The organism is Faecalibacterium sp. IP-1-18, from assembly GCF_023347355.1.
Taxonomy (GTDB): domain Bacteria; phylum Bacillota; class Clostridia; order Oscillospirales; family Ruminococcaceae; genus Faecalibacterium; species Faecalibacterium prausnitzii.
In genome coordinates this window covers 735643-756947 of the sequence record NZ_CP094472.1, presented here as the reverse complement: position 1 = coordinate 756947, position 21305 = coordinate 735643, and the positions used below count along the sequence as shown (strand labels likewise).

21 protein-coding genes are annotated in these 21305 nt (G+C 54.4%); 15 read left to right on the top strand and 6 right to left on the bottom strand.

Annotated elements, in window-relative coordinates:
* Positions 1-141 precede the first annotated feature (141 nt).
* Together MTP43_RS03565 and MTP43_RS03560 are read right to left on the bottom strand one after the other, a co-directional pair.
* The gene (locus MTP43_RS03565; protein WP_249235088.1) at positions 142-1461 is read right to left on the bottom strand and encodes a sensor histidine kinase; all 1320 of its coding nucleotides are present in this window, start codon (positions 1459-1461) and stop codon (positions 142-144) included.
* A complete protein-coding gene (locus MTP43_RS03560; RefSeq protein WP_113621414.1) occupies positions 1458-2180 on the bottom strand; it encodes a LytR/AlgR family response regulator transcription factor in 723 nt (240 codons plus the stop codon). The genes MTP43_RS03565 and MTP43_RS03560 overlap by 4 nt, the downstream gene beginning before the upstream one ends.
* Before the next feature lie 211 nt (positions 2181-2391).
* Here MTP43_RS03560 and MTP43_RS03555 point away from each other — a divergent pair, with 211 nt between their 5' ends.
* Positions 2392-2781: a response regulator gene (locus MTP43_RS03555; protein WP_223452820.1), complete on the top strand. Its 390-nt coding sequence runs from the start codon at positions 2392-2394 to the stop codon at positions 2779-2781.
* A gap of 30 nt (positions 2782-2811) precedes the next feature.
* On the top strand, positions 2812-4914 hold the full coding sequence (locus MTP43_RS03550) for a hypothetical protein (protein WP_249235087.1): 2103 nt from the start codon (positions 2812-2814) through the stop codon (positions 4912-4914).
* 251 nt (positions 4915-5165) lie between these two features.
* Here the strand turns inward: MTP43_RS03550 and MTP43_RS03545 are convergent, their stop codons facing one another.
* Positions 5166-7262 (bottom strand): recombinase family protein, encoded by a 2097-nt coding sequence (locus tag MTP43_RS03545; RefSeq protein ID WP_249235086.1) that lies wholly within the window; start codon positions 7260-7262, stop codon positions 5166-5168.
* A 154-nt stretch (positions 7263-7416) separates the two neighbouring features.
* Here MTP43_RS03545 and MTP43_RS03540 point away from each other — a divergent pair, with 154 nt between their 5' ends.
* The 7 genes from MTP43_RS03540 to MTP43_RS03510 all read left to right on the top strand — a co-directional run bounded on the left by MTP43_RS03540 (position 7417) and on the right by MTP43_RS03510 (position 13990).
* Positions 7417-8721, top strand: coding sequence for a rhamnulokinase (locus MTP43_RS03540; RefSeq protein WP_217285620.1), 1305 nt, complete (start codon positions 7417-7419; stop codon positions 8719-8721).
* Positions 8722-8735: 14 nt separating this feature from the next.
* The gene (locus tag MTP43_RS03535; RefSeq protein ID WP_154266165.1) at positions 8736-9995 is read left to right on the top strand and encodes an L-rhamnose isomerase; all 1260 of its coding nucleotides are present in this window, start codon (positions 8736-8738) and stop codon (positions 9993-9995) included.
* Positions 9996-10014: 19 nt separating this feature from the next.
* Positions 10015-10842, top strand: coding sequence for a rhamnulose-1-phosphate aldolase (gene rhaD, locus MTP43_RS03530; RefSeq protein ID WP_215674533.1), 828 nt, complete (start codon positions 10015-10017; stop codon positions 10840-10842).
* Positions 10843-10852: 10 nt separating this feature from the next.
* The gene (locus tag MTP43_RS03525) at positions 10853-11170 is read left to right on the top strand and encodes an L-rhamnose mutarotase (RefSeq protein ID WP_005928088.1); all 318 of its coding nucleotides are present in this window, start codon (positions 10853-10855) and stop codon (positions 11168-11170) included.
* 321 nt (positions 11171-11491) lie between these two features.
* A complete protein-coding gene (locus MTP43_RS14475; protein ID WP_117526926.1) occupies positions 11492-11833 on the top strand; it encodes a TRAP transporter large permease subunit in 342 nt (113 codons plus the stop codon).
* An 89-nt stretch (positions 11834-11922) separates the two neighbouring features.
* A complete protein-coding gene (locus MTP43_RS03515) occupies positions 11923-12852 on the top strand; it encodes an AraC family transcriptional regulator (protein WP_005928079.1) in 930 nt (309 codons plus the stop codon).
* A gap of 10 nt (positions 12853-12862) precedes the next feature.
* Entirely contained in the window at positions 12863-13990 is a 1128-nt protein-coding gene (locus tag MTP43_RS03510) for a glycoside hydrolase family 88/105 protein (protein WP_212792148.1), read from the top strand.
* A 212-nt stretch (positions 13991-14202) separates the two neighbouring features.
* Here MTP43_RS03510 and MTP43_RS03505 read toward each other — a convergent pair whose 3' ends face one another.
* Both MTP43_RS03505 and MTP43_RS03500 read right to left on the bottom strand, forming a co-directional pair.
* Complete coding sequence (locus MTP43_RS03505) at positions 14203-14955, bottom strand: carboxymuconolactone decarboxylase family protein (RefSeq protein ID WP_212792147.1); 753 nt, start codon at positions 14953-14955, stop codon at positions 14203-14205.
* Complete coding sequence (locus MTP43_RS03500; RefSeq protein WP_117526932.1) at positions 14955-15494, bottom strand: flavodoxin family protein; 540 nt, start codon at positions 15492-15494, stop codon at positions 14955-14957. Before MTP43_RS03500 ends, MTP43_RS03505 begins: the two co-directional genes overlap by 1 nt.
* A gap of 117 nt (positions 15495-15611) precedes the next feature.
* On the opposite strand from MTP43_RS03500, the gene MTP43_RS03495 reads away from it, so the two are divergent.
* Positions 15612-16079, top strand: coding sequence for a MerR family transcriptional regulator (locus MTP43_RS03495; protein ID WP_112091234.1), 468 nt, complete (start codon positions 15612-15614; stop codon positions 16077-16079).
* A 38-nt stretch (positions 16080-16117) separates the two neighbouring features.
* On the opposite strand, the gene MTP43_RS03490 is transcribed toward MTP43_RS03495, so the two are convergent.
* Positions 16118-16369, bottom strand: a complete 252-nt coding sequence (locus tag MTP43_RS03490; protein WP_117554221.1) for a DUF6061 family protein — start codon at positions 16367-16369, stop codon at positions 16118-16120.
* 408 nt (positions 16370-16777) lie between these two features.
* Here MTP43_RS03490 and MTP43_RS03485 point away from each other — a divergent pair, with 408 nt between their 5' ends.
* The 5 genes from MTP43_RS03485 (at position 16778) to MTP43_RS03465 (ending at position 21296) form a co-directional block, all read left to right on the top strand.
* On the top strand, positions 16778-17692 hold the full coding sequence (locus MTP43_RS03485) for a DUF6017 domain-containing protein (RefSeq protein ID WP_249235085.1): 915 nt from the start codon (positions 16778-16780) through the stop codon (positions 17690-17692).
* A gap of 100 nt (positions 17693-17792) precedes the next feature.
* Positions 17793-18263 (top strand): PcfB family protein, encoded by a 471-nt coding sequence (locus MTP43_RS03480; RefSeq protein ID WP_156060006.1) that lies wholly within the window; start codon positions 17793-17795, stop codon positions 18261-18263.
* On the top strand, positions 18260-20068 hold the full coding sequence (locus tag MTP43_RS03475; protein ID WP_249235084.1) for a VirD4-like conjugal transfer protein, CD1115 family: 1809 nt from the start codon (positions 18260-18262) through the stop codon (positions 20066-20068). Before MTP43_RS03480 ends, MTP43_RS03475 begins: the two co-directional genes overlap by 4 nt.
* Before the next feature lie 62 nt (positions 20069-20130).
* A complete protein-coding gene (locus MTP43_RS03470) occupies positions 20131-20346 on the top strand; it encodes a Maff2 family mobile element protein (RefSeq protein ID WP_005922889.1) in 216 nt (71 codons plus the stop codon).
* A gap of 86 nt (positions 20347-20432) precedes the next feature.
* Entirely contained in the window at positions 20433-21296 is an 864-nt protein-coding gene (locus MTP43_RS03465) for a VirB6/TrbL-like conjugal transfer protein, CD1112 family (RefSeq protein ID WP_005927770.1), read from the top strand.
* Positions 21297-21305: the final 9 nt, after the last annotated feature.

Below are 21305 nucleotides of genomic sequence, written 5' to 3'. Positions count from 1 at the left end.
CTCCTGATTCCGCGAGCTTGACAAATCAAAATCCATCGCTCCGCTTCAAATTTTGCACTTCATCATAGCACATCCGGTATGCAGCGGCAACCCTGCCCGCGTGAATTTTTTGTAAAAATCTCCGCCAAAGCAAAAGGCTCCTTATCCGCAGAGCATAACTTTGGCTGAGAAAATGCCGTTCTGATAGGTAAACGTGCTTGCCCCGCCGGTCTTTTCTGCAATATGGCGGACAGACTGGATGCCGATCCCGTTTTCCCTTCGCTTGGAAGAGCGGAACACCCCGCTTTTTTCGTGAACTGCGCCGTCAAATGCGTTTTCCACTTCGACCAGAAGAAGCCGCTCGGCATGGACATACGCGGTGATCTCGATCTTCCGCCGGGCGGGTGCAGTGCGAAGGCTGGCTTCAAATGCATTTTCCAGAAGATTAGACAGCACCAGACACAGATCCATCTCGTCCACAGGAAGCACCTGTGGTAAGTTAAGCCGGGCACAAAAGGGAATGCCCTCGCGTTTTGCAAGGGCGCAATAATGGCCGACAACACTGTCCGCTGCACGGTTTTCGCAGAAATTCATATCCAGATCCGGGATCCGGGAGACCGTTTTTGCAAGGTAGGCTTTCAGGCCGTCCAGATCTCCTGCCTCGGCCAGTGCGGAGATCTGATTCAGCTGGTGGCGCATATCGTGCCGCGCCTGCCGGGCTTCATCAATGGCGGTTTTCAGGCTTTCATAGCGCTGCTGCTGCATGGAAAGCAACTGGTTTTCCTGCTGCAATCTCGCATTCCGGTTAAGGCTGGTTGCCATCAGCAGAAAGATCGCATTGAACATGAACAGCAGAAACAAAAGCGCGATGCTCATAACGATGTAGACCTGCAAGACCCGCCCTGTCCGGAGCGTTATCTGGTAGCGCGGGGTTATAAAAAGGTTCAGCAGGATGAACACCAGCGGCAGTACCCAGAACACATACCACGTCTGCGCAAAATTGTCATCCTCCACCATCGCGCGTACTGCGTGGGTGGCGGGATAATAGGCTGCGGCAGTGATCAGCCAGCAGACCGCATTATAAAAGATGCAGGTGCCAAAGCAGAACCACGGCTTGTCCGGCGGCAGCTGCATCCGGATCACGATTGCCGTGCCGACGGCCCGGGACAGGCTGTTCAGGCACGCAAATACCGCGCAGACCGCAAGCGCGATGGTTCCGGATTTCCAGAGAGAGAGCCGCAGCGTTTTGAGATACAGGAAAATTGTCACAATCGTTATGAGCAGCAAGGGGAACGCCGTTGAAATGCCAAAATGATAGCAAAGCAGCCCGCCGCCAAGGCAAAGCCCGAGCAGCAGCGGCACCGCCCCTGCTGCAAGCTTTGCGGGCGGCAGCTTCAGATAGGAACCTACCGGAAAATACGCAAGCAGCAAACCGGGAAACACGACCGTAAGTTCCAGAACCGGGCGCAGAACGTCCTTCAATCCGCACGCCCCCTTTGCAGCAGAAATTCCATAAACGCCTGTCGGGCGGCTTTCAAAAGCTCCTGACTGACATAGACGCGGCTGCCGTCCGTCATACAGAAGGCGGCAGCCTGAAAATCGGCAGCATTCTCCATATTGATGATCGCGCCGCGTCCGCAGACAAAAAAGCGCGGATCTTTTTTGAGCGGCTCGGTGAACGCTTTGAAGCTCTGGCGCGTAGCAAGCGTTTTGCCGGCAGTGGTGCGGATGTTGATCATGTGGGCGAAGTGCTCGGCGGATATGATATCACGATAGCGCAAATGGATGTCGCTGCCATCCACCTTCACCGTCAAAACCGGCTCCGGGCGGGGGAGTTTTGCGAGCATTTCATCCAGCAGACCGGACAGCTCGGCTTCAGAAAAGGGCTTGACCAGATAATGAAATGCCCGCACCTGAAAGCCCTCGAGTGCGTGGTCTGTCGAGGTGGTGGTAAAAACCAGAAGGCAGTCTGCATCGGTTTTCCGAAGTTCCCTTGCCGCATCCATGCCGCTTAAACCATCCATGTAAATATCCAGAAATGCAGCGGTAAAGCGCTGCTCTTTTTCTGCCGCCAGAAAGGCTTCCCCGCTGTCAAACTCTAAAAGCTCTGCATCTGCGCCGCGCTGACTCAGCTGCCGCACCAAGCGCTCCTTCAGCAGTGTGCGCTCAGTATCAAGGTCATCGACGATTGCGATCCTCATGCTGTATCAGGAAGCCGTTTTACAGCTTCCAACCTCCTTTATAAACTCTTTCATCCTGATTATAGCACAGTTGCCCGGTTATGTCGCAGCCGAAAATGGGATTTCGTGACGGAAAAGGGGCTTTCGTGCTAAATGGCTTGAAAAGACCATGCCTGTCCGTATACTGAAAGCAGAGAACGCCAACGACGGCGCAAGAGAAAGGAGGCACGCTGTGTACCGAATTGCCGTGCTGACAAGCAGCAGGGCGCAGGAAGCTTTTCTGGCAGAGCAGATCTCGCGGTTCTGCGCCGAACATTGCTTGTTCCCGAAAATGGACTGTTACCACGATCAGGAAAGCTTTTTTGAGGCTGCACGCAACGAACCGCTGACAAATGCCGTGATCGCCCTGCCGGGGGTCGACGGATTGAATGCAGTAGAGCATCTGCGCGCGCTTTGTCCACAGACACGCATTATCTGGTGCAGCGATCTGGATTTTTCGCTCCATGCCTTCCGGTTGCGTGCAGACTATTTTCTGCTGGAGCCGGTGACCGAAGCCGCCTTGCGGCAGGGATTCCGCATCTGGCTGGATGGAAAAAAATCAGGCGGAGCAGCACTGGTCTGACCGCAACGAACACAACAAGGAGAACTGTTTATGAAAAAGAGAAACATCGTCCATTCTGCGTTAAGCCTGTCGCTGACCGCGGCATTGTGCCTTTCCATGGCTGCCTGCGGCGGAACACAGACGCCGGCAGACAGTGCTGCCGCTTCGCAGCCCGCTGCCCCGTCCGCCGTGGTGCAGCCCTCTGCTGCGGAGACGACCTCTGCGGCGCTGCCGGTAAAGGCTCTGAACCCCAAGCAAGTAGAGGAAAACCCTTACATGGCCAAGAGCGATGCAAACATTCATCACGATGGCTACAACACCGACTCGACGGATGAGATCCTGCCGCTTGCCATCTATCCGGAGATCAACGTTTCCTATGAGACGACGAACGCGAACGCTTCGCCCGCCATCTATTTTGACAGCTACGGTCATGCCGTTGTGCCGCTGCTGGGCGGCATCGCCATCCGAGACCTGAACGCCGAAGAGACAAAAACGCTCGGCTATTTCTCGCCAAAGAAGCATGACGGCGGCGGTTACGTTATCCAGAGCTCCTATACCTTCCTTGACGAATCCAACCGCATCGTCTGCCCCACGAGCAACAACCATGTGCTGATGCTCCGCGCAACGGATGAAAACGGCAATGTTCTGCCCGAATTTGAAAAGGTGCTGGACATTGATATCAAAGCTGCTGCCGAGGCCGCGCTTGGAAAAGAACTGACGCAGAATCTTCTGTCCGTGGTCTTTGACTATGACGGAAACCTCTGGTTTGCAACGGGAGGCTTCCGCATTTATCCGCAGCGCCAGCAGCAGGGCGTCATCGGCTATATTGCCCGCTCGGCCATTGATGCGATCCTGAACGGCGAGCAGACAGACCTTTCAAAGGCTGTTTTTGTCCACGAACTGACCCCCGGCGAGGGCGCTGAAAACGGCATCGCCGCCTCCAAGGACGGTGCGGTGGTCCTGACCAACCAGAACTGCTATCTTCTGCGCGCAGAAGAAGGCGTAGACGTTGTATGGTGCACGCCCTATGAGAGCGCGGGTGCAAAGGTGAGCGGCGAAGGCGATAAGACCACCGGCGGCGGTCTTGCGTGGGGCGGCGGTTGCTCGCCCACGCTGACACCGAACCTTGTGCTGTTCACGGATAATCAGGACACTGTAAACCTTCTTGCACTCGATATGAAGACTGGCGAGGTCGTGGCAAGCACCCCGGTGCTGGATGACCTGCCCGAGGGCTATCAGGTAGCCGTTGAGAACTCTGCCATCGTCTATGACGACGGCGAGGGCACCGTCAGCACCATCGTCTGCAACTGGTTCGGTGCGGGCAATGCAGGTCTGGCTGATCCCAACAACGACTCCTCCATCCAGAGCTACGCCAATATTTACGACCAGAACTGGCTCATGAAGGGCAACATCATGATCGCCCCCGGCATCGAGCGCGTGGACACCGTAAAGACCGCAAACGGCTACGAGATGAAGAGCGTCTGGTGCCGGAACGACCTGAGCGACACCTCCATCATGAAGCTTTCCACCGCAACGGGCTATATCTACGGCTATGTGCAGGATGTGACCACCGGGATGTGGCAGTACATCATTCTGGATTTTGAAACTGGTGAGACTGTTTTCACGATGGATGTTTCCAACAAATACGGCTACAACAACATGGCCATTGGTATGTATGCCGGCAACAGCGGCAACGCGCTCTACTGCCCGACGGGCTATCTGGAACTGCTTCGTCTGCAGGACCGTTTCGTTTATCTGCCCGAAATGCCCTACCGCAAGGTCGATCTTGATCAGGCGGCAAGAAACGTCCTTTCGCAGGAGCGGTTTGCGCAGGACGGCGGCGAAGGCACCGTTGCAAGCTGGCGCAACACTGTGACCGTCCGCAACGTACATCCCAACACCACGGTAGCTTTCCGCATGAATAACCTGTCCGGCAGCACCTCCGGTCTGACCCTCTACGCCTATGGCGTGGACGGCAAGCTGGCAAAGGTCGATCCTGCACTGTGGTCGATCACCGACGAGGACGGCAAGGCTGTAACGGAACTTACCGCCGGTACGCTCTATGAGCTGCACGTGACCGTCGCCGATGGCGGCGCTCTTGACCTGAGCGAGACGGAAAAGGAGATCGGACTTTCCGTTGTACTTGGAAAGTAAATCCGTTCCGGACTGTTGCAAAATAGCTCTCTGAAAAATATACAAGCCCCGGAATCTTTTTCGGAGCCTTTATGGCTCGAAAAATTGAAAGCCTTGCCTGAGCCGTAAATTCCGGCACGATCCAAGAACCAATAAACCAAAAAATCCGAACCCTTCTCCTATCGAGAAAAGGTTCGGATTTTCTATTTCAGTGGCAGTCCTCTTGGTAGACATTCCTACACGTTGCCCCGCCTGCGGCGTTGCAGTGCTGTTCAAGTCCTGTTATCCGCCGTTGCAGCCAAAGGGAAATAGTCATGTAAAACAAAAAAGACAGCTTTTGATAGCTGTCTTTTTTGTGGTGCAGGAATGCAATCCAAATCCGAACCATTTCCCTCGGATGCAACTTTTGCCGCTTCTCCAAAGGTGACGGTCTGTGTTCCTTCTTTATAGTTGAAGGTTATCAAAGCCTTATCATCATACAGATAAATCGCATTGATGAAGGTATCCACCAGTGCCTGCCGCTGGTCTTTCAGGCTCATGTCCAGCTTGCGGAACCGCAGCAGCCAGAACCGAATGAACTCCTCCGTGACCTTGGGCTTTGCCAGCTTCTCTTCGGCAATGCGGGCTTCAAGCTCACGCTTGGTTTCTTCGAGCTGCTCCAACCGCTCCTTGGTGGAACTGGTCAGGATACCGGCCTGAATCGCATTGAGCATATTCTGGATACCCGATTCCGCATCCCGGAGCTGCTTTTCATAAAGAGGAATGTTGGTGTTTTCCTTGTTTTGCAGTTCCATCACCTTGGCAATGATAGACTCCATGGCGGCATCGTCCTTCACAAGCTGCATGGTCTGGTTGACCACAAGATCTTCCAGCCACTGTTTACGGACAGTCTTTTTCTTGCAGCCCTTGTGCTTTTTGGCAGTAGCACATTTATAATAGCGATGGACTTCGCCCGTCCGGCTCGTGCCGCTCTCTCCAAACATCAACGCCCCACAGTAGCCGCAGAACAGCTTGGTGGTGAGCAGGGAGTCATCCTCTGCCTTTCTACGGGCAGGGGCTTTCTTGTTTTTCAACATCTTTTCCTGTACATCGTTGAAAAGCTCTGCGGACACAATGGAGAGAATCGCATCGGGAATCAAAACATTACGATATTTCAGCTCCCCGATGTAGCGGCGATTGTTCAGCATATGCTGAATGGTGTTGAAGGTCATCAGCCCGCCACGCTGGTTCTTGACGCCCTTTTCGTTCAGCCAATCCCGAATTTCCCGCATGGTCTGGCCATCGTTGTACCGCTGGAAGGTTTCTGCCACAAAGGGAGCAGTCAACGGGTCGATTTCAAAGCGGTGGTCTGCGTTGATGATGTAGCCAAAGGGAATGGCACCGCCAGTGAACTTTCCCTTCAGTGCGTTTTCGGTCATGCCACGAATGACCTTTTCAGACAGGTCAGCGGAATAATACTCGGCATAACCTTCCAGCACCGATTCCAGAATGATGCCTTCCGGCCCCTCGGAGATGACCTCGGTGGCAGACATAAGCTTGACACCATTCTTCTTCAGCTGGGTCTTGTACCGGGCACTGTCGTAGCGGTTTCGGGCAAAGCGGTCCAGTTTCCAGACCAGCACAATGTCGAACAGCTTCTTGTCACTGTCCTTGATCATCTGCTGAAACTCCGGGCGGTTGTCCGTCTTGGCAGAGATGGCACGGTCAATATAGTGCTTGACGATGGTGATGCCATTCTTTTCCGCATAGGCCGTACATTCCCGGATTTGGCCTTCGATGGATTCTTCACGCTGGTTGTCGAGGGTTTCCGCAGCCTGCAAAATGACCTGCCGCGCGCTGGTGGCTTCGGCCTGTGCAAGAATGCTCCGGGCACACAGAGCAAGCATTCCGTGCAGAGCAAGGCCGATCTGCATCATGCTGTCCACAGTGCTACGCTCCATCTGCGCCAAAACTGTTTCAAAAAATTCCTGTATCTTGACCCCGGTAATCTGCACCGGAGTCAATTTTTTGACTGGAAACAATAGCGGCTCCATAGCAGCGGCCCCTGTACCATCCAGATGAACCCAATAATGATGCCAGCAGCTTTGCCCCGGGGCGGTGCAGTAGCTCTGCGGGGTGCGGCAGTTGAGCAGCAATGCTTGTCCGGTGCTGAGCACCACATGGCTTTCCCCCTGCTCGATGAGCCCTGCACCCCGGAGGGTATAAAACAGAAGGTAGCTTTCTTTATCGGTGCGGGCGGTGGAAAAATGCTGCTGGGCATAGAACACTCCCGCCTCGGTGCAGTAGTAGGGCTGTGCCAGCTCTGCTTCGCTGGGGGTAGTGCGTTTCCATACACTCTCCGGGGTCACATCCATGTTGTAGGTCAGCATTTTCCGTTTCCTCTCTTTCCACATTCAGTATAGCGCACCGCTCTTTGCAGCGCAAGAGTAGACTTTTCACAAAGAATGCGTCACCTTTGCGGATGGAATTGCCCGCATTATACCGCTATACTGGTAGCAGTCAAAGCCACACAGGAGGCGCATTATGCACAAAAATTATCTTGCCATCGACATTGGTGCGTCCAGCGGGCGGCACATTGTCGGATGGATGGAGAACGGTGTTCTCCGCACCGAAGAAGTGTATCGGTTCCCCAACAGCGTCCAACGGGTGGACAGCCATCTGGAATGGGACATCGACAGCCTGTTTGCTAACGTGAAGCAGGGCATCCGGGAAGCCTTTGCAAAATATCCGAATATCGAGAGCCTTTCCATCGACACATGGGCGGTGGACTATGTGCTGCTGAAAGACGGCAAGCCCCTCTCCCCTGTCTACGCCTACCGCGACAGCCGGACGCAGGCAGTGCTTCCCGAAGTCCACAGCATCCTGCCCTTTGCGCAGCTCTATGCACGCACCGGCATCCAGTTCCAGCCCTTCAACAGCATTTATCAGCTTTATGCCGATAAAAAGGCCGGGCGGCTGGCGCAGGCCGAGGACTTTTTGATGATCCCGGAATATCTGCTGTGGAAGCTGTGCGGCGTAAAGGCGCGGGAGTACACCAACGCCACCTCCACCGGCCTTGTGAACGCCCAGACCGGGGAGTACGACCCGGAGATTTTCAAAGCTTTGGGCTTGCCGGAGGCAATGTTCCCTAAGCTCACCGCACCCGGTACGGTGCTGGGCCCGTTGAAGGCGGACATTGCCGCCGAGGTGGGCGGGCAGACCAAGGTAGTGCTGTGCGCCACCCACGACACCGCCAGCGCGGTGGAGGGCATCCCCATGGAACAGGGGGATGCGCCGTTTTTGTCCTCCGGTACATGGAGCCTGCTGGGGGTCAAGCTGGCAAAGCCCATCACCAACCCGGAAAGCTGCCGCGCAAACTTTACCAACGAGGGCGGCGTGGGCTACATCCGCTACCTGAAAAACATCATGGGTCTGTGGATCATCCAGTGTGTGCAAAAACAGCTGGGCATCTCCTTTGCCGAGATGGTGGAGCTGGCCAAGACCAGCACCTACACCCGCATTTTTGATGTGAACGCAGCCCGGTTCTCTGCCCCGCAGGACATGCGCGCGGAGATCAGAGCCGCCCTTGCCGAGACCGGCGAAGCCCCTGCCACGGATGCCGACCTTATCAACAGTGTCTATCATTCGCTGGCGTACTGCTACGGGGAAGCATTCCGGGAGCTGGAAGCCCTCACCGGCCAGCACTGGGATAAACTCTACATCGCAGGCGGCGGCGCAAAGAACGCCACCCTGAACGAGTTGACTGCCCATTATACCGGAAAACAGGTCGTGGCTCTGCCCATCGAGGCAACGGCCATCGGCAATTTGAAAATTCAGATGCAGATTTAAGAAGGAGGAACCCTATGAGTTACGCAGAAGCAAAAGCCCGCTACGCCGCCATTGGCGTGGACACCGAAGCTGCCATTGCCCGGTTAAAGACCGTGCCCATTTCTCTGCACTGCTGGCAGGGAGATGACGTCCGTGGCTTTGATACCGACCCCACCAAGCCCCTGACCGGCGGCATCCAGACCACCGGCAACTACCCCGGTCGTGCCCGCACCCCGGAGGAACTGATGGCTGATATGGACAAGGTGCTGTCCCTCTGCCCCGGCACCAAAAAGATCAACCTCCATGCCTCCTACGCCATTTTTGACGAGGAAAGCCCGTGGGTAGACCGGGACAAACTGGAGCCCAAGCACTTCAAAAAATGGGTGGATTTCTGCAAGGCAAGAGGGCTGGGGGCAGACTTTAACCCCACCTTCTTCTCCCACCCCAAGTGCGACCCGCTGACCCTTGCCAGCCCTAACGAGGAGACCCGGAAATTCTGGGTAGAACACGGCAAGGCCTGCATCCGCATCAGCCAGTATCTGGCCGAGGAGCTGGGGCAGCCCTGCACCATGAACATCTGGACGGGCGACGGCTTCAAGGACGTACCGGCGGATCGCAAAGGTCCCCGCGACCGCTATAAGGCCAGCATCGACGAGATTTTAAGCGAGCCTTACGACTTCAAGCTGGTGAAGCCCTGCATCGAGAGCAAGGTGTTCGGCATCGGTGTGGAGGCGTACACCGTGGGCAGCGCCGAGTTTGCCCTGAGCTACGCCGCCTTCAACCGGGAAAAGTGCATTCCTCTGATGGATAACGGACACTACCATCCCACCGAGGTGGTCAGCGACAAGATCCCCGCCCTGCTGGCCTTCTTCCCGGAGATCGCCCTCCACATCACCCGCCCAATCCGCTGGGACTCCGACCATGTGGTGCTGTTTGACGATGAAACGAAGGAGATCTGCAAGGAGATCGTGCGCTGCGGCGGCTTGGACGGCCGGGTGAACATTGCACTGGATTACTTTGATGCTTCCATCAACCGCATCTCCGCATGGACGGTGGGCTTCCGCAACGTGGAAAAGGCGCTGCTGTCTGCCCTGTGCACCCCGCATACGGTGCTGAAGGAGCTGCAGGACACCAACCAGTTCACCGAGCTGATGGTGCGGCAGGAGGAGCTGAAGACCCTGCCCTTTGGCGAGGTCTGGGACGAATACTGCCGCCGGAACGGTGTGCCGGTGGACGGTGCATGGTTTGAGGAAGTCAAAAAGTACGAGCAGAACGTGCTGAGCAAGCGCATTTGAATGAGAGAGGTTTTTGAAGATGGGTATTCTGGATATTGAGATTGTAAAAGGCTTTATGCGGATGTGCAACGATGGCTGGTTGCAGGACTGGCACGAGCGCAACGGCGGCAACCTGACCTACCGCATGAAGGAAGAAGAAGTGGCGCAGTGCCGCCCCTTCTTTGACCCGCAGCCCCGCGAATGGGTGAACATGGGGGTGCAGGCGGATAATCTGGCGGGCGAGTATTTCATTACCACCGGCTCCGGCAAGTTCTTCCGCAACGTAGAGCCGGACCCTGTCCACAGCATCGGCATCGTGGAGATCAACGACAAGGGCGACAGCTGGCGCATCGTCTGGGGTCTGGAAGATGGCGCAAAGCCCACCAGTGAGTTTCCCAGCCACTTTATGAATCACAGCGTCCGCAAGGCCGCCACGGGCGGCGCAAACCGTGTCATCTACCACTGCCACGCCACCAACGTGATCGCCCTGACCTACATCCTGCCCCTGACCGACCGGGATTTCACCCGTGCGCTGTGGCAGAGCGCCACCGAGTGCCCGGTGGTGTTCCCGGAGGGCGTGGGTGTCTGCCCGTGGATGGTGCCCGGCGGGACAGACATTGCCATGGCCACCAGTGAGCTGATGAAGACTTATCAGGCTGCCATCTGGGCACAGCACGGTCTGTTTGCTTCCGGCCCGGACTTTGACATTACCTTCGGTCTGGCCCACACCATCGAAAAGAGCGCCGAAATTTACGTCAAGGTGCTCTCCATGGGCGGCGGCATCATCCGGCAGACCATCACCGACGACGACCTGCGCGCCATTGCCCGCGACTTTGGCGTGACTTTGAACGAGAAGTTTCTCAACTAAGGAGCAGAACATGGAGCACATGGCATGGAAAGGCCGCATCAAGCCCGGCTGCAAGGCTGAATACCAGAAACGTCACGCGGAGATCTGGCCGGAGATGGTTAAAGTTCTGAAAGACGCCGGCATCTGCAATTACAGCATCTTTTACTGCAACGATGAACTGTTCGGCTATTACGAGTGCGAAAAGGGCGTTGCCTATGCCGAGAAGGTGCAGGCAGAAAGCCCGGTGGTAGACCGTTGGAACGCGTACATGAAGGACATTCTGGAACTGGAAATGGACCCCGTGACCGGCGCACAGCCCAAGCTGGAGCAGGTGTTCCGGCTGAACTGAGCGGCAGCCTTTTATAAAAGAAACATATCAAGAGCCATCCGTAACAAACTACGGGTGGCTCTTTTCTGTTTGCGCTCAAACAATATTGCGCAGAAAAAACGGACGAATTGATCTAAAAAATTATTTGTATGTAGAAGAATGGCAAGAAATATTGTCCATTTCAGCAAAACAATAGAGAAAAGCGCAAGAATGTATACAACACAAGCGCAATATCGTTTGAATTTTGGGCTTCATTCGCAATTCTTTGCGAGAAAGCTGGCCCCAAAGGCTGTATAATTATAATCAGGAAGTCGCACCGAACGAGCAAATCATTTAGGAGGAATGACAATAAAAAAGACATCAAAAATCTTGTTGACCGTCATTGTCGTCGTGCTGCTGGGAATCGGAGTTTCCCCCTTTTTCAAGGTAAACGGCAGCATTGGCAGTGACAAGATCCAGCTCCGGCTGGCGCACGGTCAGGCGGGCGATTCCGAGATCGGCGGCACCATCACTCCTCCCGTTGGCAACGTCCTGTTCGTGGGATGCTCGTTGGCAAAGCAGCGTCTGGAGAATGTGATGAAAAGTCTGGTTCCGTTCTTTGTGGCAATTTTCATCTCACTGATGCCGGTCACATACATCCCTGCTCTGAGCGAGTGGCTGCCTACTACGCTGGGCCTGATGTAAGCCCCACGGTGCAAATGCTTGTCAAACCTGAACAGATATGACATAATCAAGGCAAGAACACCGCCTGTTCAGGAGAAAAGGAGCATTTCATGAAAACAACATGGCTGCACAGCATGGTTCAGGGTGATGCGACCCAATATTACCGCAAACGAAACGGCATTATGGTGGAACACATGGTTCGTCCGGCAAACTTTGATATGCGGTACAACCACTTCCATCAGGAGTACGAAATTTATCTCCTGCTCCGTGGGCGGCGGCAGATGTTCTTTGAGAACCGCGCCTATGAAGCACAGGCCGGGAACCTGATTCTCGTGGACAGCGGCCAGATTCATATGTCCCATTCCATCGTGGGAGACCCGGAAACCGAATACGAGCGAGTGATCCTCTATGTAGACCGGGACATTGTGGAAAAGGTCGATAAGATGTTCCCGGAACTGAAGATCGGTGCGTTCTTCCACAAGCACTACGGAATTTACGAACTGACCCCGAAGCAGACAGCGAATACCCGCCGATTGTTTCTGCAAATCATGGAGGAACTGGACAAGGCAGAGCCTATGAGCCAGACCGCTATTCTTTCGGAGTTGATTCTAGGCTTCATCTACTTCCGGCGCAGCAATCAGCAGGTCGCCTGCCTGAATGATGTGCAGGAGGGTAAGGCCAGCGGCGGAAAGTTCGATGCAGTCTACCAAATCTCAGACTACATTTCCGATCACTTTCAGGAAAGGCTCTCGCTGGACAGCCTTGCCGAGCAGTTTTATATCAGCAAGTATTATCTCAGCCGTTCCTTCCATGAAGTGACTGGCTTCGGCATCAACGAATACATCAACATCCTGCGGGTAAAAAAAGCGCAGAGCCTGTTAGAAACAACAACACTTTCCGTTTCCGAAATCGCAAGCCGTACCGGGTTTGAGAGCATCACCTATCTGGGACGTGTGTTCAAGAAATATCAACACGTTACGCCTGCACAATATCGAAAATCGCTTACTTCAACCGCTGAGAAAAACAATACAAATACATGAGGTGTTTTTTATGGCAAACGAAATCAAAAAAGAACTGATTCAGAAAAAGCTGGATCTTGTTATCCAGAAGCTGATGCACCTTGGTGCCCCCGAAAACGAGGACACTTTGAAAGAAGGCGGCGAGGCCATCGGATTTTTTAGCCGTGACTTCGGCATCAAGGAGTGGGACTGGCCGCAGGGCATCGGCCTGTACGGACTGCTCAAAATCGCCAAGATGCAGGATTCGGAGGAATACTGCACCTTCCTGCATGATTGGTTCAAGGAGAACATTGCGCAGGGTCTGCCTTCCCGCAATATCAACACGACTACTCCGCTGCTGACTCTGTGTGAATTGAACGAGATTTACCACGACCCTGAGTTTGAAGCCCTTTGTCTGGATTGGGCAAAGTGGCTGATGGAGTGCATCCCGCGTACCCGTGAGGGTGGCTTTCAGCACGTCACCAGTGCCAACGGCGACCGTCAGGGCGTTCGCCTAAACGAGAGCGAGATGTGGATCGACACCCTGTTCATGACCGTCTTGTTCCTCAATCGGATGGGCCAGAAGTACGGCAAGCAGGAGTGGATCGACGAATCCATTAAGCAGGTGCTGATGCACATCAAGTATCTGTACGATACCCACACCGGTCTGTTCTTCCACGGCTGGTCGTTCAATCGGATGGACAACTTTGGCGGCGTGTTCTGGTGCCGCGGCAACAGCTGGTTCACGCTGGGTATTCTGGACTATCTGGATATGTTTAAGGGTACGCTGAATCAGGGCGTCAAGACGTTCATTCTGGATACCTACAAAGCACAGGTGCGCGCACTGCGTGACCTTCAGGGTGAGGACGGCCTTTGGCATACGGTTCTGGATGACTCCACCAGCTACGAAGAAACTTCCGGCTCTGCTGCTATCACCGCTGGCATCCTGAAAGGCATCCGCATGGGGATTCTGGATGATTCCTACCTGCCCTGTGCCAAGAAAGCTATCCGTGCAATCCTCAAGAACATCGACACCGATGGTACGGTGCTGAAAGTATCCGGCGGTACGGGTATGGGCTACGACCGCGACCACTACAAAAACATTCTGATTGCTCCCATGGCATACGGCCAGTCGCTGACCATCCTTGCACTGGTGGAAGCACTGGAAACCTTTGAATGATATTTCACTGAGGCTTTTGTTGCTGCGCAAACGCGAGCTTGCCTATGGCAGGCGGAACAGTCTCATCACACCACCAGCAAAGAGAAACAGGGCCTTCCCGACGGGGAAAGCCCTGTTGTACATATCGCTCTTGTCTGTAGATTTTCAGGGTGCGTCCATTCGGGGCGCACCCTGTTTTTGTTTCATCATGGTTGGGTGTACGTCAAAACGCATCACCGCAACTCCTTATAGGTTTCTTCCGGCACCGGCTCGCACCACTCGTTAGAGGTGCCCTCACCGGGCACTTCCACTGCCAGATGAGAGAACCAGCAATCGGGTGCAGCACCGTGCCAGTGTTTGACCTCCGGGGGAATGTTCACCACATCGCCCGGATGCAGCTCCAGCGGAGCTTTGCCCCATTCCTGATAGTAGCCCCGGCCTGCCACGCAGACAAGGATCTGTCCACCGCCCTTTGCAGCATGGTGGATGTGCCAGTTGTTCCGGCAGCCCGGCTCAAAGGTGACGTTGTAAATGCCAACCTGTACGGTGGACAAGGGTGCCAGATAGCTTTTTCCGCTGAAATACTGTGCAAAACCGTCGTTGGGTGCACCGATGGGGAACACCATTTCACTCTGGTGCTTTGCCTTGGCATCCTCTGCAGCGTCCTCTGCCCAGACTTCCTTTGCCATGCGGAAAGCCGCCCACGCCTTGGGCCAGCCAGCATAAAATGCCGCATGGGTCAGGATCTCTGCAATTTCAGTCCGGGTAATACCATTGTTTTTTGCTGCCGTCAGGTGATACCGAAACGAGGAGTCCGTCAGTCCCTGCGCCATCAGTGCTACCACCGTCACAAGGCTGCGGTCCCGGAGGGAGAGTTTATCCTCTCGGCTCCACACCTGCCCGAATAGTACCTCATCGTTAAGTTCTGCAAATTTTGGTGCAAATTCGCCCAGAGCATCCCGCCCTGCGGTCTGTTTTACTGCCATTATACGTTCCTCCCCATCTCGTAAGCCTGTGCCATTGCAGAGGTGTTTCGCACCGCACCCGGCTCATAGACACCACTTGCTACAAGGACGCCTTTTTCCACGGCACCTTCCACACAGTCTGCATAGCCCCGGAAGCAGGTCAGCGTAGTGTCCGCAGAGGCTTTTTCCTCGTCTGCCATGGTGGTGATGTAGTAGAATTCCTTGTCTTTGACCTCAAGCCACCGTGCCACGGTACGGTCGATCACTGCCTTCAACTGGGCACTGATGGAGTAGAAGTATACCGGGCTTGCCAGCACAATGACATCGGCATCGATCATCTTTTGCAGGATGTCTGCCATATCATCCTTGTGGACGCAGGCTCCGCCGTGGGTGCTGCAGTAGTAGCAGCCGGAACAGGGAGCCACCTTTTTCTCAGCGACCCGGATCTTTTCTGCTTTGTGCCCGGCATCCTGCGCTCCACGCAGAAATTCGTCGCATAGAATATCAGAGTTGCCGCCCTTCCGGGGACTGCCAGACAAAATCAATACCTTCTTGCTCATAGGAACCTCCTTGACAGCGGAGTGCATCCGCATTATGATGTTGATAAAGTTTGATTTTATCATACAACTTAAAGCGCACTTTAAGTCAAGAGCTTTTTGAAAAAACGGAGGTTTCAGATGATCTATACCGTAGGTGAAATGGCACAAAAGCTGGGCGTACCTGCCTCCACCCTGCGCTACTACGACAAAGAAGGGTTACTTCCCTTTGTGGAGCGTTCCTCCGGCGGCATTCGGATGTTCCGGGAAAACGACTTCGAGTGGCTGCAGGTCATCCGCTGCATGAAAAAAGCCGGAATGTCCATCAAGGATATCCGGCAGTATATTGAGCTTTCCATGCAGGGAGACGACACCATTGACACCCGGCTGGAAATGTTCCGGCATCAGCGCGAGGTACTCACCCAGCAGATCCAGCAGTTACAGCACACGCTGGAGACCGTGGAGTATAAATGCTGGTTCTATGAAGCCGCCAAAGCCGCTGGGACAGTGGATGTCCCCGGTGCAATGACCGATGCGGATGTACCTGATCAGTTCCGTGCCATCCGGCAGGAGCTTCGGGGACAGAAGATGCCGAATATCGAAAGATAAGAAATGCCGTTCCAGTTGCTTTTGGAACGGCATTTCTCTTAATCTTCTAACCCATGGTTCCCAGCCGTATTTTTCAAATATTCTTCCGGCTCGCCGTTTAGAATCAGGTCTGCATACGCCAGCGGGTCGTTGTAGATGAGATAATCCAGTTCCGTCCTCTGCGCCATGGTCACGTCCAATTCATCCTCGACCCCAGTGCAGTTGATGGAGATCATTCTCCCATCCCGGAGCAGCAGTTCCACGCAGCCGGTGTCCATGTTGAACTTGCAGGCTCTTTCATCGTACTTCATATTTGTGTCCTTTCCGCCTTACGGCACTCTTACAGTGGTCTGTCGTGCTTTTTTATGATAAGGTCTAGGACGTTTTTCGATGGAAGCAAGGGATTCGTTCTGTTTTCCAAAGAATACAAAAAATCCGAACCCTTCTCCTATCGAGAAAAGGTTCGGATTTTCATTGTTTGGTGCGAGTAGTGATACAGCATTTTTTGAAAACCATCGTAGTACAATTTGTTTTTGAGGTCATCGGATAGCAACTTGCTTGTATCGCACCCCGATGGGCGGCTGTATTGAAAAAACAGTTGCCTTTTATATACCACACAACCTAAAAATTATCAAGTACGCGCAGCGTTCACTTCTCCCATCACCGGGAGCAAATGAACGCTGCTTTTTTTGTTTACAACGAAAGGAGGCATCCGTGAAATGGCAGTTTTTCGGGTAGAAAAGAACAGCGGCTACACAGTCATGTCAAACCACCACCTGCGGAACCGGGCCTTGTCCCTGAAAGCCAAAGGCTTACTCTCCCAAATGCTCTCCCTGCCGGAAGATTGGGACTACACCCTGCAAGGGCTGGCCCGTATCAACCGGGAAAGCATCGACGCGATACGGCAGGCCATCCGGGAACTGGAACAGGCGGGCTACATCCAGCGTTCCAGAGAACGGGACGAGAAAGGGCGGCTGCGCGGTGCAGACTATGTGATTTTCGAGCTGCCGCAGCCCGTTCCTGCATCGGTTTCACCTAAATTGGAAAATCCAACGTTGGAGAATCCCACGCAGGAAAACCCTACGTTGGAAAATCCAATGCAATTAAATAAAGATAAACTAATTACAGAAAAACAAAAGAAAGAGGGATTAAATACCGATTCCATTCCTATCCATTCCCCAAACCCCTTGCCTTTGGACGAGGGCGAGGCAGCGGCACCGCCGCCGGAACGGGCAGGAAGCCGAAAGGAAACGGCCTATCAAATCTACCGGGACCTGATTTTGGAGAACATCGAGTATGACACCCTCACCCAGAATCCCCGGATAGACCGGGAACAGCTGGACGAAATCGTGGACATCCTGCTGGAAACGGTCTGCACTTCCCGCAAGTCCATCCGGGTGGCCGGGGACGATTACCCGGCAGAGTTGGTCAAGGCGAAATTCTTGAAGCTGGACAGCCATCACATCGAGTTCGTCATGGACTGCCTGCGGGACAACACCACCAAAGTCCGCAACATCAAGCAATACCTGCGGGCCATGCTGTTCAACGCCCCCAGCACCATCAACAGCTACTATGCGTCCCTTGTGGCGCACGATATGGCGCAGCCCGATTGGGGCCGCCCGCCCAACACCTGACCGAAAGGAGTACCCATCCATGAGAACACTTTACCTGCGGCGGCTGGTGGTTCCACCCTAGCTGCCGCTCTGAATTTTCTGCAACAAGGAGGGATTCATATTGCAGGAAGAAGTCACCCAGAAAACCATTGCCCTGTCCATGAAAACAGGCAAACTCACCGCCCAAGCGTTGCAAGCTGCCCTAAAAAAATACTTGCAGCACCGGGCCAAGGGGCCAAAGCTGCACCACGGCAAGCAAAGCCTGAAACAGCTGAAAGCCCACGGCGCAGCCCTGACCAACATTGAAGTCACGGAGGCGAATATCGGGGCGTTCAAGCCCTGCGCCAAGAAGTACGGTGTGGACTTCACCCTGCGCAAGGACAAGACCACCCAGCCGCCCCACTACATCGTGATCTTCAAGGCCAAGGATGCGGACAATCTGGAACAGGCGTTCCGGGAGTTCACCGCCAAAACGCTCTCCAAGGAGCAGCGACCCTCCATCCGCAAAGTGCTGGCAGTGGCTAAGCAAAAATCGGCCCAGCAGCCGAAACGCGCCAAAGAAAAAATCAAGCAAAGGGGGCTGGAACGATGAAGCCTGAACTAAAAAAACTGCTGGTGCTGAATCTGCCATATCTGCTGTTCGTGTACCTGTTTGCCAAATGCGGGCAGACGTACCGTCTGGCGGCGGGCGCGGATGCTTCGGCCAAGCTGCTGCACCTAACGAGCGGCATCTCCGCCGCCTTTGCAAACCCGCTGCCCAGCCTGCATCCGTTTGATTTGTGCGTGGGCGTTGTTGGAGCGGTGGCTGTCCGGCTCATTGTGTACAGCAAAGGCAAGAATGCCAAGAAGTACCGCAAGGGCGAAGAATACGGCTCTGCCCGGTGGGGCACCGCCAAGGACATTGCGCCCTATATCGACCCCAAGTTTGAAAACAACATCCTGCTGACCCAGACCGAACGCCTGACCATGACCGGGCGGCCAAAAGACCCCAAGACGGCCCGGAACAAAAATGTGCTGGTGATCGGCGGCTCCGGCAGCGGCAAGACCCGCTTCTATGTGAAGCCCAACCTCATGCAATGTTTCCCCACTTCCGACTATCCCACCTCATTCGTGGTCACAGACCCAAAAGGCACACTGGTTCTCGAAACAGGCCAAATGTTCCAGCGGGCGGGCTACCGGGTGAAAATCCTGAACACGATAAACTTTTCCAAGTCCATGAAGTACAACCCCTTTGTCTATATCCACTCGGAAAAGGACGTGCTGAAACTGGTGAATACCCTTATCGCCAACACCAAGGGCGAGGGTGAGAAATCAGCAGAAGATTTTTGGGTGAAGTCGGAACGGCTGTTCTACACCGCGCTTATCGGCTACATCTGGTACGAGGCCCCGGCAGAAGAAATGAACTTCACCACCCTGCTGGAAATGATAAATGCCAGTGAAGCCCGCGAGGACGACCCGGAGTTTCAAAGCCCAGTGGACCTCATGTTTGAACGGCTGGAACAGAAAGACCCGGACCACTTCGCTGTCCGGCAGTACAAAAAGTTTCTGCTGTCGGCGGGCAAGACCCGTTCCTCCATCCTGATAAGCTGCGGTGCCCGTTTAGCCCCATTTGACATCCGGGAGGTGCGGGAGCTGATGGAGGACGATGAAATGGAGCTGGACACCATCGGGGATGAAAAGACCGTGCTGTTCCTGATTATGAGCGACACGGACACCACGTTCAACTTCATTCTCGCCATGCTCCAAAGCCAGCTTATCAACCTGCTGTGTGACCGTGCGGATGATAAATACGGTGGCCGGCTGCCTGTCCATGTGCGGCTGATTCTGGACGAGTTCGCCAACATCGGACAGATACCCAACTTCGACAAGCTGATTGCCACCATCCGCAGCCGGGAAATCTCGGCATCCATCATTTTGCAGAGCCAGTCGCAGCTAAAAGCCATCTACAAGGATGCGGCCGAAATCATTTCGGACAACTGCGATTCTGTTCTCTTTTTGAGTGGGCGGGGCAAGAATGCCAAAGAGATCTCCGATGCGCTGGGGAAAGAGACTATCGACAGTTTCAACACCAGCGAAAACCGGGGTTCTCAAACCTCCCACGGACTGAACTATCAAAAATTAGGAAAGGCGTTGATGTCAGAGGACGAAATCGCAATCATGGACGGCGGCAGGTGCATCTTGCAGCTGCGGGGAGTGAGACCATTCTTCTCGGAGAAGTTCGACATCACCAAGCACCCGCACTACAAGTACCTTGCAGATGCGGACAAAAAGAATGCCTTTGATGTGGACAGGTTTTTATCTACCCTGCGCCGGAAGCGGCAGCAGGTAGTCGCACAGGACGAAAGTTTTGACCTGTACGAAATCGACCTGTCGGATGAAGATGCAGCCGCCGAATGAGGCGGCATTTTTTGAAAAAATTTTTGAGTGCCGCAGAACAAGCGGCAGAAAGTGAGGATCTTATGGAATTTTTCAACAGCGCAGTCGATACTTTGCAGACGATCGTGGTCGGTCTGGGCGGTGCCCTGTGTGTCTGGGGCGGCATCAACCTGTTGGAGGGTTATGGACAGGATAACCCCGGCAGCAAGAGCCAGGGCGTGAAGCAGCTGGTCGCGGGCGGCGGCGTTGCCCTGATCGGCGTGACCCTTGTCCCGCTGCTGTCCGGGCTGCTGGGCTAACCTCAACTTATCCGAACATCCATCTTTGAGACCCCACCGCGCTCTCCCAGAAAAGTGGGAGGGCGCGGGAAAGGAGGTATCTTTGCTTGATTAGTGAGATCATCGAGAAATGGATAAAAGGCATTTTGATCGATGGCATCACGGGCAACCTCTCTGGCCTGTTCGATAACGTGAACGCCAAGGTGGGCGAAATCGCTTCGGATGTCGGCTCTACCCCGCAGGCGTGGAACAGCGGCATTTTCAATATGCTGCGCAGTCTTTCCGAAACGGTAGTACTGCCCATTGCAGCGGCCATCCTTGCCCTTGTGATGTGCCATGAGCTTATCCAGATGATTACCGAAAAGAACAATATGCACGACTTCGATACTTCCATGTTCTTCCGCTGGATTTTCAAGTCTGCCTTTGCCATCCTCATAGTCAGCAACACATGGAATATCGTTATGGGTGTGTTCGATGCCACCCAGAGCGTTGTCAACCAAAGTTCCGGCGTTATCATTGGCGAAACATCCATCCACTTTGACCGCCTGATACCCGGACTGGAATTTCAGCTAGAAAGCATGACCATCGGCAGTCTGCTCAGCCTGTGGTTCCAGACCCTTGTGGTGGGCCTGACCATGAACATCCTGTCCATCTGCATCTTCCTTGTGACCTACGGCCGCATGATCGAGATTTACGTTGTGACCGCACTGGGGCCTATCCCGCTGGCGACCATGGGCAGCAGCGAGTGGCGCAGTACCGGGCAGAACTATTTGAAATCGCTTTTGGCGTTAGGCTTCCAAGCGTTCCTGATTATGATTGTCGTGGGCATTTACGCGGTGCTGATACGCAACATTTCGGGCGCGGCGGACATTGCCGGGGCTATCTGGGGCTGCATGGGCTACACCGTGCTACTCTGTTTCTGTCTGTTCAAGACTGGCAGCATCAGCAAATCCGTGTTTGGCGCCCATTGAGAAAGGAGC

Bases quoted from the DNA above. Each gene is read 5' to 3' on its own strand.
- MTP43_RS03560 (WP_113621414.1), bottom strand. From the start codon at position 2,180: ATGAGGATCGCAATCGTCGATGACCTTGATACTGAGCGCACACTGCTG.
- MTP43_RS03550 (WP_249235087.1), top strand. From the start codon at position 2,812: ATGAAAAAGAGAAACATCGTCCATTCTGCGTTAAGCCTGTCGCTGACC.
- MTP43_RS03545 (WP_249235086.1), bottom strand. From the start codon at position 7,262: ATGCTGACCTACAACATGGATGTGACCCCGGAGAGTGTATGGAAACGC.
- MTP43_RS03540 (WP_217285620.1), top strand. From the start codon at position 7,417: ATGCACAAAAATTATCTTGCCATCGACATTGGTGCGTCCAGCGGGCGG.
- MTP43_RS03535 (WP_154266165.1), top strand. From the start codon at position 8,736: ATGAGTTACGCAGAAGCAAAAGCCCGCTACGCCGCCATTGGCGTGGAC.
- rhaD (WP_215674533.1), top strand. From the start codon at position 10,015: ATGGGTATTCTGGATATTGAGATTGTAAAAGGCTTTATGCGGATGTGC.
- MTP43_RS03525 (WP_005928088.1), top strand. From the start codon at position 10,853: ATGGAGCACATGGCATGGAAAGGCCGCATCAAGCCCGGCTGCAAGGCT.
- MTP43_RS14475 (WP_117526926.1), top strand. From the start codon at position 11,492: ATGACAATAAAAAAGACATCAAAAATCTTGTTGACCGTCATTGTCGTC.
- MTP43_RS03515 (WP_005928079.1), top strand. From the start codon at position 11,923: ATGAAAACAACATGGCTGCACAGCATGGTTCAGGGTGATGCGACCCAA.
- MTP43_RS03510 (WP_212792148.1), top strand. From the start codon at position 12,863: ATGGCAAACGAAATCAAAAAAGAACTGATTCAGAAAAAGCTGGATCTT.
- MTP43_RS03505 (WP_212792147.1), bottom strand. From the start codon at position 14,955: ATGGCAGTAAAACAGACCGCAGGGCGGGATGCTCTGGGCGAATTTGCA.
- MTP43_RS03500 (WP_117526932.1), bottom strand. From the start codon at position 15,494: ATGAGCAAGAAGGTATTGATTTTGTCTGGCAGTCCCCGGAAGGGCGGC.
- MTP43_RS03495 (WP_112091234.1), top strand. From the start codon at position 15,612: ATGATCTATACCGTAGGTGAAATGGCACAAAAGCTGGGCGTACCTGCC.
- MTP43_RS03490 (WP_117554221.1), bottom strand. From the start codon at position 16,369: ATGAAGTACGATGAAAGAGCCTGCAAGTTCAACATGGACACCGGCTGC.
- MTP43_RS03485 (WP_249235085.1), top strand. From the start codon at position 16,778: ATGGCAGTTTTTCGGGTAGAAAAGAACAGCGGCTACACAGTCATGTCA.
- MTP43_RS03475 (WP_249235084.1), top strand. From the start codon at position 18,260: ATGAAGCCTGAACTAAAAAAACTGCTGGTGCTGAATCTGCCATATCTG.
- MTP43_RS03470 (WP_005922889.1), top strand. From the start codon at position 20,131: ATGGAATTTTTCAACAGCGCAGTCGATACTTTGCAGACGATCGTGGTC.